We start from the raw sequence: 15,232 nt of genomic DNA, 5'->3' as shown, positions 1-15,232 counted from the left end.
AAACAGGTTTAGAAGAATAGACTGGCGTGTTAGGCGCGTCATCACGAAGAGGGAAATGACATGTCCGAGTCTGAGGTGAAGACCGCGAAAGCAGCAGGTACAGGTGCAGCAGCGCCTGTGTGGCAAAGATTGCGCCTTGAGGCTGCTGAAGCTGCCCGCCGCGAACCCGCCCTTGCTGGCTTTTTCAATGCAGCTGTTCTTAGTCATGACAGTCTTACCCAAGCCTTGTGCTATCAATTAGCGCAAAAAGCGGGCGGTCCAGATATGAACGCGCTGCAAATTAGAGAAGTCTGCAAGCAGGCTTTCCTTGAAGATAAGAATATAATCAAGTGCGTTGAGCGGGATTTGCAGGCGGTGAGTGACCGTGATCCAGCCTGTCGGACTTTGTTGCAACCTTTCTTGTTTTTTAAAGGCTTTTTGGGGTTGCAGACATATCGTGTGGCACATTGGTTATGGCATCAAGATCGCGATGTGCTGGCTTTCTTCATGCAATCTCGAACAAGTGAACTTTATGGGGTTGATATTCACCCAGCCGCGAAAATGGGCTGCGGGATTATGATGGACCATGCCACGGGTGTCGTGATTGGTGAAACTGCGGTTGTGGGGGATGATTGTTCCTTCATGCACGGTGTTAATCTTGGTGGTACGGGCAAAGAGTTCACCGATCGCCACCCCAAAGTGGGCAAGGGCGTTTTGATTGGTGCGGATGCAAAAATTCTCGGCAATATTAAAATAGGTGATTATGCGCGCATTGGTGCGTCATCTGTTGTGCTTGAGGATGTGAAGTGTGGTTGCACTGTCGCGGGTGTGCCTGCAAAAGTTATTGCGTGTATTGATTGTGAAGAGCCTGCGAAGGCCATGGATCACCTGATTTCACCGAGCAAGATGCAAGATTAGTCAGATAATCACCGTAATTCATGGTGCATTGATCTAGATATCCAGAGCGGGCCGCATTAGGGTGCGGCCTTGTTTTTTCGTCTTGTAAAGAAGGCGGTTAGTTTTATTCAAAGGGAGAAGGACATGAGTCCGGAAGAATCCAAGAAAGTCGAAGCGTATCTTAAGAAGACGCTGAACCCGGACATCAATTTGAAAGCACGTCCTAAAACACCTGATTCTGTGGAAGCTTATTTGGGTGACGAGTTTATCGCGCTTATCTACAAGGATGAAGATGAAGGCGAAGTGGCGTATCAATTGAACATGACCATTCTACCTGAAGACATTTAAGCGCTTCTAGAATGAGATGTGATTAAAAAAGGCGGCCCCGTTTTGGAGCCGCCTTTTTTCTTGACGTTGCTATTTAAAGCTTAGTCTAGTTTTGGGCGTTGTGGCGGTGGCACGGGCAAGCCGTCCGTGTCCAATTCCACTATTGGGTAGCCTAGGGCTTTGAGGTCATCTTCGATGACAGCTTTGTCGCCCATAATCACCATAATCATATCATCGATTTGAAGGTGCTTCTTGGCAAGCGCATCAATTTCTTCTTTCGTGATATTTTCTAAAATTTGGCTTTGAGTTTCTGTAAAGCCATCAGGCAGGCCATAGGTTTCCACTTCCGAGAGGAAGCTTAGCTTATCAAATGGTGTTTCATATTCCAGCGCGTCGCTTTGCCCGATAGCGGACTTTGTGAAAGCGAGTTCTTCTTCTTTGATGCCGTTTTCTGCGTAGTTTTTGATTTCATTGACAAATTGCACAATTGAATCTGCCGTCGCATCAGTCCGCACACCGGCTCGCGCTGAGAATATGCCGCCAATGTCACTGCCGGAGAAACCTGAGCGCGCTCCGTAAGTATAGCCCTTATCTTCACGTAGATTGAGGTTTATGCGGCTGTTAAAGGCACCGCCTAGCATGAAGTTCATGATGCGTGCGCGGTAATATTCACCTGTTGCATCATAAGGAAGTGCGCGCTTACCAATGCGAATTTCAGATTGCGCAGCGCCTTCTTTATCTATGAGGTATAATGTGCCCGTTTCCAGCTCTGGGAAGGGGTGAAGCTTGGGAGCTGGGTTTGGATAACCGCTCCATTCGCTAAAGATTGAGAGTTTGTTCTCTAAGACTTGTTCTTCCAAATTGCTGACCGCAATGATGGAAGCTGAACCTGCTGTATAGTGGTCAGCATAGAATTTTTTCACATCTTCAAGCGTGATATTGTTGACGGTCTGCGTCGTGCCAATTTCTGGATGTGCGGATGGGTTGTCATGACCGAATGTGAGCAGTGAGAAAACACCACTTGCAATGGCGGAAGGTTGTGTTTTGCGTTGCTCAATGCCTTGCAGGGTTTGCTCTTTGAGGCGTTTGAAATCTGCTTCGTCAAATTTAGGGTGAAGCAGGCGCTCTTTCACAATTGCCAGCGTTTCATCTAAGTTTTCAGTCAGCGCGTGAACCGTGATACTGGTATAGCGCTTATCTGAGCCTACGCTGATGCTGGAACCAAGTTTGGCAAGGCGGTTGGATAACTCTTCATTTGTTGAAAATTCAGTGGCTTCTCCCAGCATTGAAGCTGTGAGAGAGGCAATACCCATATTTTCCAATGTCTGCTGACGGTCACCCACTTCAATACGTAATTGCAGAGCTGTTGTCGGCGTTTCAGTGTTGACTGCACCCAGAATGTTGACGCCATTCTCCATGCTGGATTTCCAGATTTCTGGTAGTTTAACCATTGGGTTAAAGTCCGCAGCTTTTGGCTGGATCGAACGGTCAAAATCATCTTTTGCATAGCGCGGTTCAAAGTCTGTTGTGTCTTCAGATTCGGGAATTGTGCGCTCATACATTGACCATGTGTCAGGCGCGGCAATCGTTTCAGGCTGACCATTGGGCACAACAGACATAATGACTGCTGGCTTGTCTTTGATATATTGGTGGTAGACGCGCATCACATCTTCTTTGGTGACGTTTGAGTAGCGTTCAATGTCTTTAGATGTGTAGTTGGGGCTACCTGTGAAAGTTTCATAAAAGGCAAGTTGGGATACTTTTCCTGATACGCTTTCAAGCCCATAAATCATGCCGGATACAATGCCAGCTTTGACCCGCTCAAGGTCATCGTCTTCCACGCCGCGCGTTTCAAATTCGGCGATGGATTCGCGCAATATACGGTCTAAATCTGTAAGCGTTGTCCCTGAAGCGGGGTTTGGAAGCGCCGTGAGCGTGAAAGCACAGTGTAGCTCGCGGCAGCCATGACCTGCATTTGCAGCAACAGCGAGACCATCCTTTACCAAATTCTTGTATAGAATTGATGTGCGTCCTTCGCCCATAATTGACATGAGGACATCAAGTGGTGCTTCGTCTGGGTGGCGTGCATAAACTGTCGGGATGGACATATATAATAGAGGCAAGGCCACTTTATCTTCCATTGAAATATAACGGTCTGCTTCGAGCGTAACCGGAATAAATTCAGGAGCTTCTACCTCTGGGCCACGGGGGATGGAGCCGAAATATTTGGCAACCCATTCAAGTGTTTCTTCTGTGTTGAGATCACCGCCAAGGGTGAGTGTAGCGTTGTTTGGTCCGTACCAGCGAGAGAAGAATTTCTTCAAATCTGTGAGGTTTGCCCGGTTTAAATCTTCAATATATCCGATTGTTGTCCATGAATAAGGGTGACCTTCAGGGTAGAGGGCTTCACCAACGCGCTCTGAGACAAGACCATAAGGGCGGTTATCATAGTTTTGGCCGCGTTCATTTTTGACGGTTTCGCGCTGGTTTTCAAACTTTTCTTCTGTCACAGCATCTAAGAAAAATCCCATGCGGTCAGCTTCCAGCCACAGAACTTTTTCCAACTGGTTGGAGGGGATGGTTTCATAATAATTTGTGCGGTCGCTATTTGTTGACCCATTTAGAGTTCCACCCGCTTCTGAAATGATTTTGAAATGCTCTTCATCTGCAACATTTTCAGATCCTTGGAACATCATGTGCTCGAAGAAATGCGCAAAACCAGATTTCCCCATTTCTTCGCGGCCTGACCCGACATGATAGGTCACATCAGCATGTACAAGTGGATCAGACTTATCCTCGTGAATGACGACAGTAAGACCGTTGGGCAATACATATTTTTTGTACGGAATGCCGATTTCACCCTCAGCAGGTGTGAAGGCTTCAACCAATTGCATGCCGCCAGGGAGAGGGTTGGCAACCGTTTCAGCGCTTGGGGATGGGGGTGTTTGGCTAGGGGTAGGCGCATTGCCTGTCGTGTTAATTGTAGCACATGATGACACACTGACCATGAGTGCTGCGATGAGTGTTGAGCGCATTGCCATTGATTGAACCTTAAGTACTTTTATGGCTGGAATTGCAGGGAATCCAGCGCGGTATGGTTAAATTCTTATCGTTTAACGCGTAAAATGGGTTGTAGGCAAAAGCAAGGCTATAAGCCGGTAGACTGCCAAATGAGGGGCGATTGCTGGTTTTTTTAGCGAAACCAAAGAGGTGCCGTTAGGTAAGTTTGTTGCCATCTAAGTTGAATTTTGGGCCATAATTTAATATGGTTTGAATGCAATTGTGGGGGGAGGATGACATGAAAGATAGCTTTAAATTTGGTTTAGCAATGCTTGCTATTTGTAGCTTGGGCCAGTCTGCACAAGCGCAAACATCGACTGCAACCACCCCCGCTGAAATGATAGAAGAATGCAAATCTCTGTCAGTGGAGTTTTTGGCACCGGCAAGAAAGTGCCTCATAGGGTGTCGCGCGGCTGCAAGTGTTAGGTCTACGCCTGAAGCTGAACAACAATGTAAGCTTGCATACGCAGAATTTCGTGAAAAAACACAGCAAGCACCGGTCGTTGGGGAGGTGGCAATTCACGCGCCTCACCATGTCGATAGTTTGGTTGCGCGTTTCTCTGAACGCAAAGGGCGCTTGAATCGCTTTGAACTTGCACCGCCAGAACAGTCGGACGGAGCAAAATTGGCCGCAAAGAAATGTAACTTCAAACTATCACAAACAGCTCTGCAAACCTATGCGAACCGCAATCGACCAGAGAACCGGCACATTATTCAGGATATCAGAGCGCGTGGACAGTTTGAGGCTTTTAAACTTTCAAATATTAATTGGGTCGAAGACGGCACACGCATGACATATGATTGCCAAGTGGAGCATTTGGAAGTTGTCGGCGTGGATAGGTATTGAATTAGCGTTTCAAGGTCTTCTTGATTCTAATTTGCACGGAAACTTATCCACGTCTCTCAAAGACAAGTTATATTAGACATCACCAAAACGAGGATGATGAGCCATTCGGTTTTGTGGATGTTTGATATTGTGAGTTTCAACCCCAAGGCTTCCAGCGCTTCGATTTGAAGCGCCGGAAGGTTTGGAGGTTTTAGAGTGTGTTGAGCATTCTTGCGACAAGTGGGTGACGTACAACGTCTTCCTTTGCCAGACGAATGACAGATATGTCCTCCATCTCTTCAAGGCGTTCTGCGGCAGTTGCTAGTCCTGAAAGTTCCGGAAGCAGGTCAGATTGGGCGGGGTCTCCTGTAACGATCATGGAAGAATTCCAGCCTAATCGTGTGAGCAACATTTTAAGCTGCATATAGGTGCAGTTTTGCGCCTCATCTATTACGACGAATGCGTTATTGAGTGTACGTCCACGCATGAAAGCAACAGGGGCAATTTCAATTAAACCTTCCGCCATCATGGATTTCAATGATTTAGCGGGCAAACGATCTGCCAATGCATCATAGAGAGGACGAAGATAGGGAGCGAGCTTGTCTTCCATGTCGCCCGGGAGGAAACCAATATTTTCACCTGCATCTACCGCTGGGCGACATAGAACAATGCGTCCCACGCGACCAGCTTTGAGGGCTTCAACTGCTTTGGCGATGGCAAGGTAAGTTTTCCCTGTACCTGCGGGGCCGAGCGCTAACACGAGGTTATCTCGGTCAATGGCTTCCATAAGTTTCGCCTGACCGTCTGTGCGCGGAATGATGTTTTTTACGTAACGCTGTTCACGTGTGTGGTGGGTGTGACCATTGGGTGCTTCATTATTATTGTGATGCTTGGGCGTTTTTTCGTGCTTTTTTGCGCGCCTCGGTTTGTCATCAGGGCTCCACTTTCGCTCTAGCAAATCCAAATCAGCAATTTGCCCTGCGTCCTCGAAATAGTCGTTTGCATCAAATTCTGCACTGATACGGCGGATATTAGAGCGCTTAGCCATGGTATTCTCCTATTGGATTGGGCATTGCAAGGCATAAAAAAACCGTAAGGCCACAGGGCATTACGGTTTGGATGAAAATGTGGAGTAGGCAAGAGAGAGAAGGTCGATCGGAAGAGGACAGAGGCACCATTCTCCCGAAAGATTGGCATCTCGCGGGCGGTGGTATGCGACGGGGAGGCGATAGATTTCGCACTCAGCAATCCTCCGGTATGAATTTCACTTGATGACTTTCTGCATCCTCTGACATGAGAGCCTGCTTCGAATCACCACAACGAATCTCTATGCAATTAACATATATCGAAGTTACCATCTTGCTAATGACACTTGTGTGTCGATTGATGTAGCGATGCATTAACCTTTAAGGAGCCTATAAAAATGGCGATATATTCATTGGGTGATAGAAATCCAATCATTCATTCGACAGCTTGGGTTGCAGAATCTGCTCAGGTCATTGGCGGCGTTCAGTTAGAGAAAAATGCGAGTGTGTGGTTTAACGTGGTTATCCGAGGGGATAATGAGGATATCCTAATAGGCGAAAATTCTAATGTTCAGGATGGTACAGTGCTGCATTCTGATATGGGATCGCCGCTGAAAATCGGGAAAAACGTCACTATTGGGCATATGGCAATGCTGCATGGGTGTGAAATCGGTGAAAATTCACTCATTGGAATTGGGGCAACAATCCTTAACAATGCACGTATAGGACGAAACTGCCTCATTGGTGCACATGCGCTCATTCCTGAGGGCAAGGAGATCCCCGACAATTCACTTGTAATGGGAGCACCGGGTAAGGTGGTGAAGGAAGTTACGCCACAGATGGCGGATGTGCTTACAGCTTCTGCAATGCATTATGTTGAGAATGCTGCCAATTATCGGGCTGGGTTGCGCAAAATTGCCGATTGATCGCTTAATCTTCTAATTCACTATCCCATACGCCACGAACGGCAATGTCGGGTTCTGCGCCAAGGTTGAACCATGCCAGACGACCTTTGGATGCGTTTACGATGACAAACTGATCGTCTTTTCCCATAACTGCGGAGAGTTGATTGCGCAGTTGTGGGAGTGTGATGCGGGACCTTAAAACCCACATATTGCTGCCTGCACGAGCAAACTTGCCAGCGCGATTTAGGACTAATTCAAAATTGTAATGCTCTGATACGAGTTTACCGCTGATGAAGTAATTGCATAATTGGGGAGCTTCAGCATCGTTTGCGTTGGCTTCATTTGCGCGGGAGGTGTTTTCGGTGTTGCCGTGAAAATTCCAGCGAATATTGGGGTGTTCGTCGGCGCGATAAAAAGCGTTATCGCTTCCGCAGGCGAGCATTGTGCTGGCGCTTACACGTCCTTCACGTAAGAAATCTATCAGTCTTGAACGCGGATAGGGGCCGTAAACTGTTCCATCGACCTGAACCCGCCATTGAACACGTTTGATTTGGTCGCCATCTTGCGCGTGTGTTGGGGTGTGAGAATTCGCATTGTGAGCAGAAGAAGAGGCCATGATGACGGAGCGTCCTGAAATATTTACAACAATTGTCTAAGGCGTGTTGATAGACAGATTTAGCGATCAATAAATTCTATTGCGAACCCATTATCGACATATCTTGCGCATCTGCCGGTACGTCTACCAACTTGAACACGAGAGCCGATCTCCGGACGTGGCCCCGTAGTGCGTAGGGCAACACCTAGCAAAGAAATGTCGATAACATTACATTGTGCGACAACGCCGCTTTCATATGTTGCGATGAGTTTTTCTGTCGTTGTACGGCGTAGCGAACGGCGTTCATCTTCTAAGCCGAGGCTTTGCTTGTTTACAATCCAAGTGAGTTGATCGACGAATTTTTCACGTTTTTGAGGTACGAAATTAACGCGAACCGCAAAGCCAGCTTCGGTTGGACGAGCTGCATGGCCTGCAATGCGACCAAGCTGGTCTATATAAATAATGATCGGCGCATCGGGTTCAAAAGTTTGATCTGTTTTTAACGAAACACCGCCCGCACATAGATCGACGGTAAGAGCTTCAAACTCCGTCCCATCTTGCCACAGACATCTTGCCGTCGTTTCGTGAATGACGCGTCTGAATTTTCGACGATCTTTATCTGTAACCTTGCGGACTAAGAGCCGTTTTGTAGAGAGATCTGACATAGGCATTCCAACACAATTAATTCACTTGTCGTTCATTTTATCGTATGGATGGTTCACAAAGTGTTTCCAAAAGAACCAAATGTAGCATTGCAGCAGCCTAAAAGTCTCAATTTATAGGTGTGGAATAGCCAGGAATGAAAAAAGGAGATGAATTGCTTCATCTCCTTGAGAAATATACTGAGAAACTATTTTTCAGTTGTTAGCTTACAACGCGCAAAATAGGAGCTGTGCTCTTAGGTTTTGGCGGAAACATGCCGGTTATGAAATGGCGGCAAATCGGGCGACCTTTAAGGGCTGATTCATCCGAGAGAGTTTGGTATAGGCATAATAGGCGTGGGCGCTGTTTATTGCCTGAATCTAGTGGTGAAAACGACACTTCAATATCAATATTGCGGCCATCAAGTGTTTGCGCCGTTGCTTGAATTAAAGATGGACTACCGCAAGATAATGCTGTTTCCATGGCAGTCTTTATAATAAGTCTGTCACTCGTGGTCCATAACGATAAGAAGTTGTGTTCAACAAGCTCTCGCCCGAATAGTTCCTGTATACCCGCGCCAACCATGCGAAGAGAATAATCTTCCACATCTGTGCGTTGAACAATAAAGAGACGACTCACGACGTCTGGGTAATCTTGGGCCATTGGCCCATCGACTAATTGACTGTCTCCCCAAGACAACCGTTTCCAGGCTTCGATGATCGCTCGTGTATTTGGATGTGCTTTTAGCTCTATCATCTAACTGTTCTCTTATTTTTTCAGGCAAATGCCTATTTGCAAACAGTATCGCAAAGACTGGGCCAGTTTTTGTAACGGAATATTTTCCATTTTCGGGTCAATATTGGTCACCTTCAACTGATTGGAGAAATGCAATGCACCTAGGTGATGAATTTGGGCATTCAAATTGCATAATTAAGTTGAAGTTTCGAGGAGTAGTAGAATGACCGTCTCAACTAGACACATGACCTTCAAAGCAGCATTGGTTGCTGGTGTATTTAGTGCCGTAATAGTTGGCGGTAATGCGCTTGCGCAATCGGCACCGATTGTGCGAACTGCGCCTATGACCGGATCAGGAAATAATTGCTGTGATCTTCCAGAAAACCAAGTTGTAAAAGTACCCGGAGTACGCGCCCCAGGAGCGAGCGTTGTTATTGGTGCGGGCAATGCAGGTCGCGGATATTCAACTTATATACAACAAGGCCAAGGCCAGCACGCAGGCGTCTATTATTTTAATAATGGAGGGGGAGCTACTGTTGCTCCTTATGAAGCAAGTGTGTTGAACAATCTTCAAGTTGAAGGTGATATGCAGCGCGTGACAGAAACAGTCACCGAGCAGGTTCCAGTTACTGAACAATATTGTGCACCAGCAGATGTCACAGTTATGGCTCAGCCGGTTCAGGCTGTTTGTATTGATGACAAAGGCGCACCGCACCCAGCATCTCAAGTGTTTGGAGAAGAACGCATTGATGCGACTTATAATGGCGAAGTTTTCCGTTGTATGGCGGGAACGTCTATGCAGGTGACGGTTGGATCATATAACAATAATGATGCATCTTTTGATGGTGGACGCACTTTCTCTTGTAAAAAAGGTGAGGCGCTGACCCATTCTGTTGGTGGTCAACTGTCTTGTGCGCCTGAAGCACCACAACGTAATTGTAATGAGCGCTCATTATTGCGTCGCTATGGGCCTGGTATCAAAACGATCAGCTCGAAAACACCAGCTTGTATTCCAAGTCAACGGACTGTGATGAAGCAAGTGACACGTCAGGTGGAAGTAGAAAAGCCAATCTCAAGTTCTGGACGCATCGTGCTTGATGGTGGTGTGGGCCAAAACGTTTATTGATAGTTTTGAGTACTATTTAAAAATTCTATTTTGGAAAAATCCAGCAGTGCATTAGGCGCTCGCTGGATTTTTTATGTCTAAATTTTAGAATATAAAAAATCCCCAGCTCTAAAAAAGAGAAGGGGATTTCTAGGTAGGAAGCATTCTTAAAATGAATGCCTCTATTTATTCTATTTGAAACTGGACGTTTTAGTCGTGCCCACCTGCATTATTAGTTGAGTAATTGGCTGAGTTACCAATTGCAGCAGCAGACCCATACACATTGCCGCCACCGCGTGCCCAAGCTTGGCCTGTTGAGGTGACATTGCCGGAGTTAGTCTGTGTGAGCGCTCCACCAGGAACTGCGCTTTGACAAGTTGCACAAACATAGCCGGTATATGTGTTACCGATGGCTGTGGAAGATGTGCTTAGATTACCTGCGCCACCATTGCCGCCTTCAAAGTCCGTCAAAGATACAACTTCACCAGAGTTGTTCTGAGCGTAGTAAGCGTTCTGGTCTGAGCCGATATTGGTCTGCATAGCAGAGTTTCCAACACCATAGGCTGAAATTGAAGCATCGCCATCCCAGTCATTTAGGACAATTTCTGTTGTAGCGTTGATCGCAGATGTGTTCGTTTGACTGCCGTCAAGTTGCGAATAACCCCAAGAATTATCCATCACAATGTTGTTTCCCATTGCTTGGGAATTGGCGGATATGTTGTTGCCCTCAGGCTGAGTTAGGCGTGTATTTGCGGTTATCGCATTGCCATAAGATGTTTGTTGTACATTGGCGTAGGCATTTGAATATTCGGATGATGATTGAAAGCTATTACCGACAGCGAGCGTGTTGGCATTAGTATCATCAACGGAACAACAAACTGTCGCGTCGATATTTGCATCGACATCAGCTTGTGAGGTCTGATTTGCGTTGGCGCGCAGTGTTGGGGATTCACCGTCGGGCACAAGGCGACCATCATAAGTCATGTCTTGAATATTTGCAGCAGATGTCGCGCTGGCGTTTAATGTTGTTGCAGAAATATGATTGACTGTCGCAGTTGATGAAATGCGGTTCGTGCCTACAGTTTGGTTCATGCTGTCGGCTTGAAATTGACTGCCTGTTGTAGAGTTGCCATAGGCAGTTGCATCAGCACTTGCTGTTCCAAAAACGCGATCGCCTTCAAGCGTTGCGTTTGCTGTAGAATTTCCAGACATTGTTTGATTAGATTCAACATGGCGAACTGCATCATTGCTACCAAAACCAGAAGCGGCATTGCCGGTGGAAAGCGCAATGGAGCTCACATCGCCAGAGTGATCACCTTCAACAACTACATTCATGTTGGAAAAGGCATCGCCCAGTTGAATTTGAGAATTTAAGACGTCGGGCGCGTTTTGAGCAAATGCTGATCCGGACAGGCTCACCAATAGGGCGCTGATTGCAACGCTGGTTGTAAGTGTTGTACGTTTCATGTCTTAAATCACCTTCTAAAATCAGCAAGATATGTCTCCACTCAAAGGATTGAGTGGAGAATAGGGCTGCTAGTCTTTGCGGCCACGAAGTGCTGCTTTTTTCGCGTCTTCAATCGCTCTATCGCGATCATCGTGCCAGCGAGAGGCTTCAGAGCGCGTTTGCCCATTATTGGTTGGCAAATTGTCATATGCAGGTGTGTAGTTACCTGTGATGGAATTTGTCGTTGGCAGGCCAGCGCCTTGTTGTGCAATTGCTGAACATACGTCAGGGCTTGTGACGCCATATAGGTTGGCTGTCATTTCCAAAACAGCGCGCTCGATAACTGAACGAACGGCAAGTTGGATAGGCTCGAGTGAGCGTTCACCTGCGCCGATGTCAAATACATTGTTATTGGCAAAGTCGAACACACCAAGTGAGATTTCACGGCCAATAATTTGCTTTTGGTAAGAGATAACATCTACGACTTCTAGCGTTTCTGTTTCTACAAGGCGTAGATCTAGACCCACATTAATGACGTACATTTTAGATCCACCATTCCCTTTAGGGTCTTGTGTATCTAAGTCACCGATGAATGCATCAACACCCACGGAACGAATGTTTGAGTTTAGCTCTGTGATACCACCAACAAGGTAGAAGTCTGAACCTGGAATTGAACCCGCTGTAATTTTGCGGAAGTCTTTATCCGCAGAATCGCCGATTAATTTGTTGTTGGCGTATTTTAGCTCAAGTTCGGATACGGATGTATCAAAACGCTCAACTAGACGTGCGCCTGCTTTGGCAAAAGCAGAGATAGCCATAAGTGAGGCACCTTGCGTTACACGGCGGCCACCTTCAAAATCTTCTTTACCTGTGTAGTCAAGGATACGGCCCACAGCAATACGGGGCTGACCAAGGCCAACAGATTGAGCAAAATCACCCATACAGACTAGGCTAGCTGAATAGGGTGTTGGGTTTGCTGTTACGGGAGATCCGCCAATTGGTTTCGTGTAATTCCCAGATTTGGTTGCGATAGGTGACACACAGCCAGTAACCATAAGCGCACTAGCGAGCAGAGCGACTGATTTTTTTGATGATTTGCGTATTGGGCTAGTCATTCAGATCAAGCTCCCCATTAAGAATTACAGTTTGATCGCCGGAATTGTTTTGAATAGAATCGATAACGACAACATTATTGCTGCCATTGGTGATGACGTTGAGTTGGTTACCTATGGCTGTTGAATTGCCCGGCCCAGAATAATTTCCCATGCCTGAACCAGCGCCACGGAAGTTATATCCATAGACACCGCCATAAGATAAAGATGTGAGATCGTCGCCAACGATCATGCGGCCATCTATGATGACACGGTTGTTGTATGCATCACGTGTGTTGGCGTCGTAGGCGCGGTTTTCTTCGCCATATGCGAAACCGTAGGGACGTTCAAATTCGCCCGTGTATTGTCCAGCAGGGTTGCGTTGAGCAAAAGCATTGCCGCTAATTAATAGCGTTCCTGCAAGGCCCAGAATTCCCAATTTTGTTCGACACAAGGTCATTTTTAAGTTCCCGATCACAATTTTATGAGGAACATCAAGCAATGATTGTGCCATGCGTCCCCTTATTCGTTGGAGGGACTATAGACCAAGATGGTTACCAAAAAGCTCAACACTTCTATTCACTTGCACACAATGACTGCATGAAATGGTGTCAATTACAGTTAAACCTTTCTGGAGAGGGAGCGCATATTTACTTTTGAGTGCGCGGGAAGGAATACATGGCGATCCGACTTGAAATTGGGCGTATCAAAAAGAGACGTCAAAGGAGGGGGGGGCAAATTGAATGTCTATCCAATTTTCCTTCTTTAGATTGCCGATCTATATTGAGGAGAGGCGATATAAGTTTGTGCATATGAATGTGAAGTGAGGAACTTCTCGGCATGCCCAAGATTATTCCGTGGAGCTTTGGTGAAAAGGCTCGCTTATAACTTGTGGGTGTGCGATAGCCTGCACGAAGACTTATCCACAGGCGACCTGAGAGGAGCCTAGACTATGAGAAAACTATCCCCACAAGGCGAGCAAGCTGTTGCGGAAATAGCGGGGCGCTATGGAGTAAGTTTTGATGCGATTGCCACCATGCTAAATGCAGTTGCCAATGGTGGTGGCACGATGGCGCAGTTTAGTCATTCGGAATTTGGTGGATCTGGTCAGTGGATGCAGGGCGGCATGACGATGGTGGGCGATATGTTCAACCACGGCCTCAAAGCGCAAGTTGATAATGTATGTTATGAATTGTCGGGCCTGCTGGCCAATAGTCAACCGTTTGCACCTGTGCCGGTGCGACCAGCTTTAGCGAATCAACAGAATCGGTCTTTCCAGTCTCAAAGTCAGGGGAATGGAGCTAGCTTCTATATGACTCAAGGCGGGGCTTGGTGGCCTGAAGAATTGGGGCAACCGTCAGCAACAGGTAGTCAGAATGATATGCAATATGCGTATTTCCCAAATGTTCGCCGTTTAGCGTTGAATGCTTATGGGAGTGTAGGTGTGTATGACACGCTTGATCACAATATCGGTGGCTTTGGACAGCAGCAAAGTGGCGATTCTTCTATTACATTCTCTAGTCAGTATGGAATCGTATCGCTCAATAGCTTGCCGCGTGTTGATAATGTGAAGGGGAATCAGCCTGAGAGTACGCCAATGCCTGCGCCGGCAGAGCCATCTGCACAGAATAATGCGCCAATTCCACAAACGCCTGCGCCTGAGACTGTGCAAGTGGCACCATTAGAGGGCGATGTGTTTGCATTATTGGAGCGCTTGGCAAAGCTAAGAGATGCAAATGTCATTTCTGTAGAAGACTTTGAGTCTAAGAAGAAAGACCTTTTAGCGCGTATCTAGGCATTATTTGTAGTTAATATGTATGAAATACGTGGGCTTAGTCCGAGGGGAGGGGGTAGGGAGTATCCTATTTTGCCTCATTCTGGGGATAAGCCTGTGCAAAAGCTATTTTGTCACAAAAAGGCAGAAAAAGTGGTTGACGGTTCTGGCTGACTTCCATATAGGTCACTGCTCTTCGATGACATTGGAGAATTTGCGGATCTGGCGAGAGTTGGGTGGTAAATTTGTATTGTCTATTTTGTGTGTCTACGGACAGAAATGAAATAGTTCAAATAAGGTGTTGACGATGAGTGATGCGGTCTTTATACGCTGCATCTCTTCGCCGACCACTGAGATTTCTGAGTTGAATTTATTCAGCGTAAGTATTTCAAATTTAAGTATTTTCTTATCTCTTTTGAGGTTTTGGAAATAACAAAAATAAGTGGTTGACGGGGTGAGATGAGGTCTTTATAAGCCGCGTCTCTTCGCCGACCACGGGTTGATCAATTGCTCTATATAGGGTGGTGAAATTGACCGGGTTTTAAATGGTTTTCTTAGGCTCTTTAAGTTTTTGAAAATTACTTAAAATAAGTGGTTGACGAGCTGAGGGTCGGTCGTTATACACCGCCTCTCTCCGCTGAGAACAAACGGTTCTGCGGGCAACTTTAGTAAGTCGCCCACCGAGTTGTTGTTTTTAGTTAATTTCTGGCACTGAGGTGCTCAACTTAGTCTTCGGACGGTTCGGAAATTAATTAAAAAAAGTTCTTGACGGAAACGGTGCTGGACTTTATATCCTGCACCTTCGCCAAACGCTGATGTGGATG

At 46.6% G+C, this 15,232-nt stretch carries 14 protein-coding genes; 6 read left to right on the top strand and 8 right to left on the bottom strand.

The annotated features are described in order from the left end of the window. Positions 1-60: 60 nt before the first annotated feature. Together cysE and ACFQS8_RS08760 are read left to right on the top strand one after the other, a co-directional pair. Complete coding sequence (gene cysE / locus ACFQS8_RS08765; RefSeq protein WP_382166946.1) at positions 61-897, top strand: serine O-acetyltransferase; 837 nt, start codon at positions 61-63, stop codon at positions 895-897. A 123-nt stretch (positions 898-1,020) separates the two neighbouring features. After that, positions 1,021-1,224 (top strand): DUF3126 family protein, encoded by a 204-nt coding sequence (locus ACFQS8_RS08760; RefSeq protein WP_382166945.1) that lies wholly within the window; start codon positions 1,021-1,023, stop codon positions 1,222-1,224. Between the two features lie 80 nt (positions 1,225-1,304). Here the strand turns inward: ACFQS8_RS08760 and ACFQS8_RS08755 are convergent, their stop codons facing one another. Next, a complete protein-coding gene (locus ACFQS8_RS08755; protein WP_417462173.1) occupies positions 1,305-4,238 on the bottom strand; it encodes a M16 family metallopeptidase in 2,934 nt (977 codons plus the stop codon). Positions 4,239-4,501: 263 nt separating this feature from the next. Between ACFQS8_RS08755 and ACFQS8_RS08750 the strand changes: the two genes are divergently transcribed. Further along, positions 4,502-5,110: a hypothetical protein gene (locus ACFQS8_RS08750; protein WP_382166943.1), complete on the top strand. Its 609-nt coding sequence runs from the start codon at positions 4,502-4,504 to the stop codon at positions 5,108-5,110. 190 nt (positions 5,111-5,300) lie between these two features. Here the strand turns inward: ACFQS8_RS08750 and ACFQS8_RS08745 are convergent, their stop codons facing one another. Beyond that, positions 5,301-6,137 (bottom strand): PhoH family protein, encoded by an 837-nt coding sequence (locus ACFQS8_RS08745; RefSeq protein WP_382166942.1) that lies wholly within the window; start codon positions 6,135-6,137, stop codon positions 5,301-5,303. 375 nt (positions 6,138-6,512) lie between these two features. Between ACFQS8_RS08745 and ACFQS8_RS08740 the strand changes: the two genes are divergently transcribed. Continuing rightward, positions 6,513-7,040 (top strand): gamma carbonic anhydrase family protein, encoded by a 528-nt coding sequence (locus ACFQS8_RS08740; RefSeq protein ID WP_382166941.1) that lies wholly within the window; start codon positions 6,513-6,515, stop codon positions 7,038-7,040. A gap of 4 nt (positions 7,041-7,044) precedes the next feature. Here ACFQS8_RS08740 and ACFQS8_RS08735 read toward each other — a convergent pair whose 3' ends face one another. The 3 genes from ACFQS8_RS08735 to ACFQS8_RS08725 all read right to left on the bottom strand — a co-directional run bounded on the left by ACFQS8_RS08735 (position 7,045) and on the right by ACFQS8_RS08725 (position 9,012). Continuing rightward, a complete protein-coding gene (locus tag ACFQS8_RS08735; RefSeq protein WP_382166940.1) occupies positions 7,045-7,635 on the bottom strand; it encodes a hypothetical protein in 591 nt (196 codons plus the stop codon). Between the two features lie 59 nt (positions 7,636-7,694). Beyond that, a complete protein-coding gene (locus ACFQS8_RS08730; RefSeq protein WP_382166939.1) occupies positions 7,695-8,279 on the bottom strand; it encodes a pilus assembly protein PilZ in 585 nt (194 codons plus the stop codon). A gap of 199 nt (positions 8,280-8,478) precedes the next feature. Further along, positions 8,479-9,012, bottom strand: coding sequence for a PAS domain-containing protein (locus ACFQS8_RS08725; protein ID WP_382166938.1), 534 nt, complete (start codon positions 9,010-9,012; stop codon positions 8,479-8,481). Between the two features lie 202 nt (positions 9,013-9,214). On the opposite strand from ACFQS8_RS08725, the gene ACFQS8_RS08720 reads away from it, so the two are divergent. Then, on the top strand, positions 9,215-10,117 hold the full coding sequence (locus ACFQS8_RS08720; RefSeq protein ID WP_382166937.1) for a hypothetical protein: 903 nt from the start codon (positions 9,215-9,217) through the stop codon (positions 10,115-10,117). Between the two features lie 189 nt (positions 10,118-10,306). Here ACFQS8_RS08720 and hfaD read toward each other — a convergent pair whose 3' ends face one another. The 3 genes from hfaD to hfaA form a co-directional block, all read right to left on the bottom strand. Beyond that, on the bottom strand, positions 10,307-11,563 hold the full coding sequence (gene hfaD, locus ACFQS8_RS08715) for a holdfast anchor protein HfaD (RefSeq protein ID WP_382166936.1): 1,257 nt from the start codon (positions 11,561-11,563) through the stop codon (positions 10,307-10,309). Positions 11,564-11,632: 69 nt separating this feature from the next. Further along, entirely contained in the window at positions 11,633-12,658 is a 1,026-nt protein-coding gene (hfaB, locus tag ACFQS8_RS08710; RefSeq protein ID WP_382166935.1) for a holdfast anchoring protein HfaB, read from the bottom strand. Further along, positions 12,651-13,148: a holdfast anchoring protein HfaA gene (gene hfaA, locus ACFQS8_RS08705; protein WP_382166934.1), complete on the bottom strand. Its 498-nt coding sequence runs from the start codon at positions 13,146-13,148 to the stop codon at positions 12,651-12,653. Before hfaA ends, hfaB begins: the two co-directional genes overlap by 8 nt. Positions 13,149-13,586: 438 nt before the next feature. Here hfaA and ACFQS8_RS08700 point away from each other — a divergent pair, with 438 nt between their 5' ends. Continuing rightward, positions 13,587-14,429 (top strand): SHOCT domain-containing protein, encoded by an 843-nt coding sequence (locus ACFQS8_RS08700; protein ID WP_382166933.1) that lies wholly within the window; start codon positions 13,587-13,589, stop codon positions 14,427-14,429. The last annotated feature ends 803 nt before the right edge of the window (positions 14,430-15,232 follow it).

Origin of the sequence: Hirschia litorea (assembly GCF_042665075.1) — a bacterium.
Taxonomy (GTDB): Bacteria; Pseudomonadota; Alphaproteobacteria; order Caulobacterales; family Hyphomonadaceae; genus Hirschia; species Hirschia litorea.
This window is presented reverse-complemented; position numbering and strand designations above follow the sequence as displayed.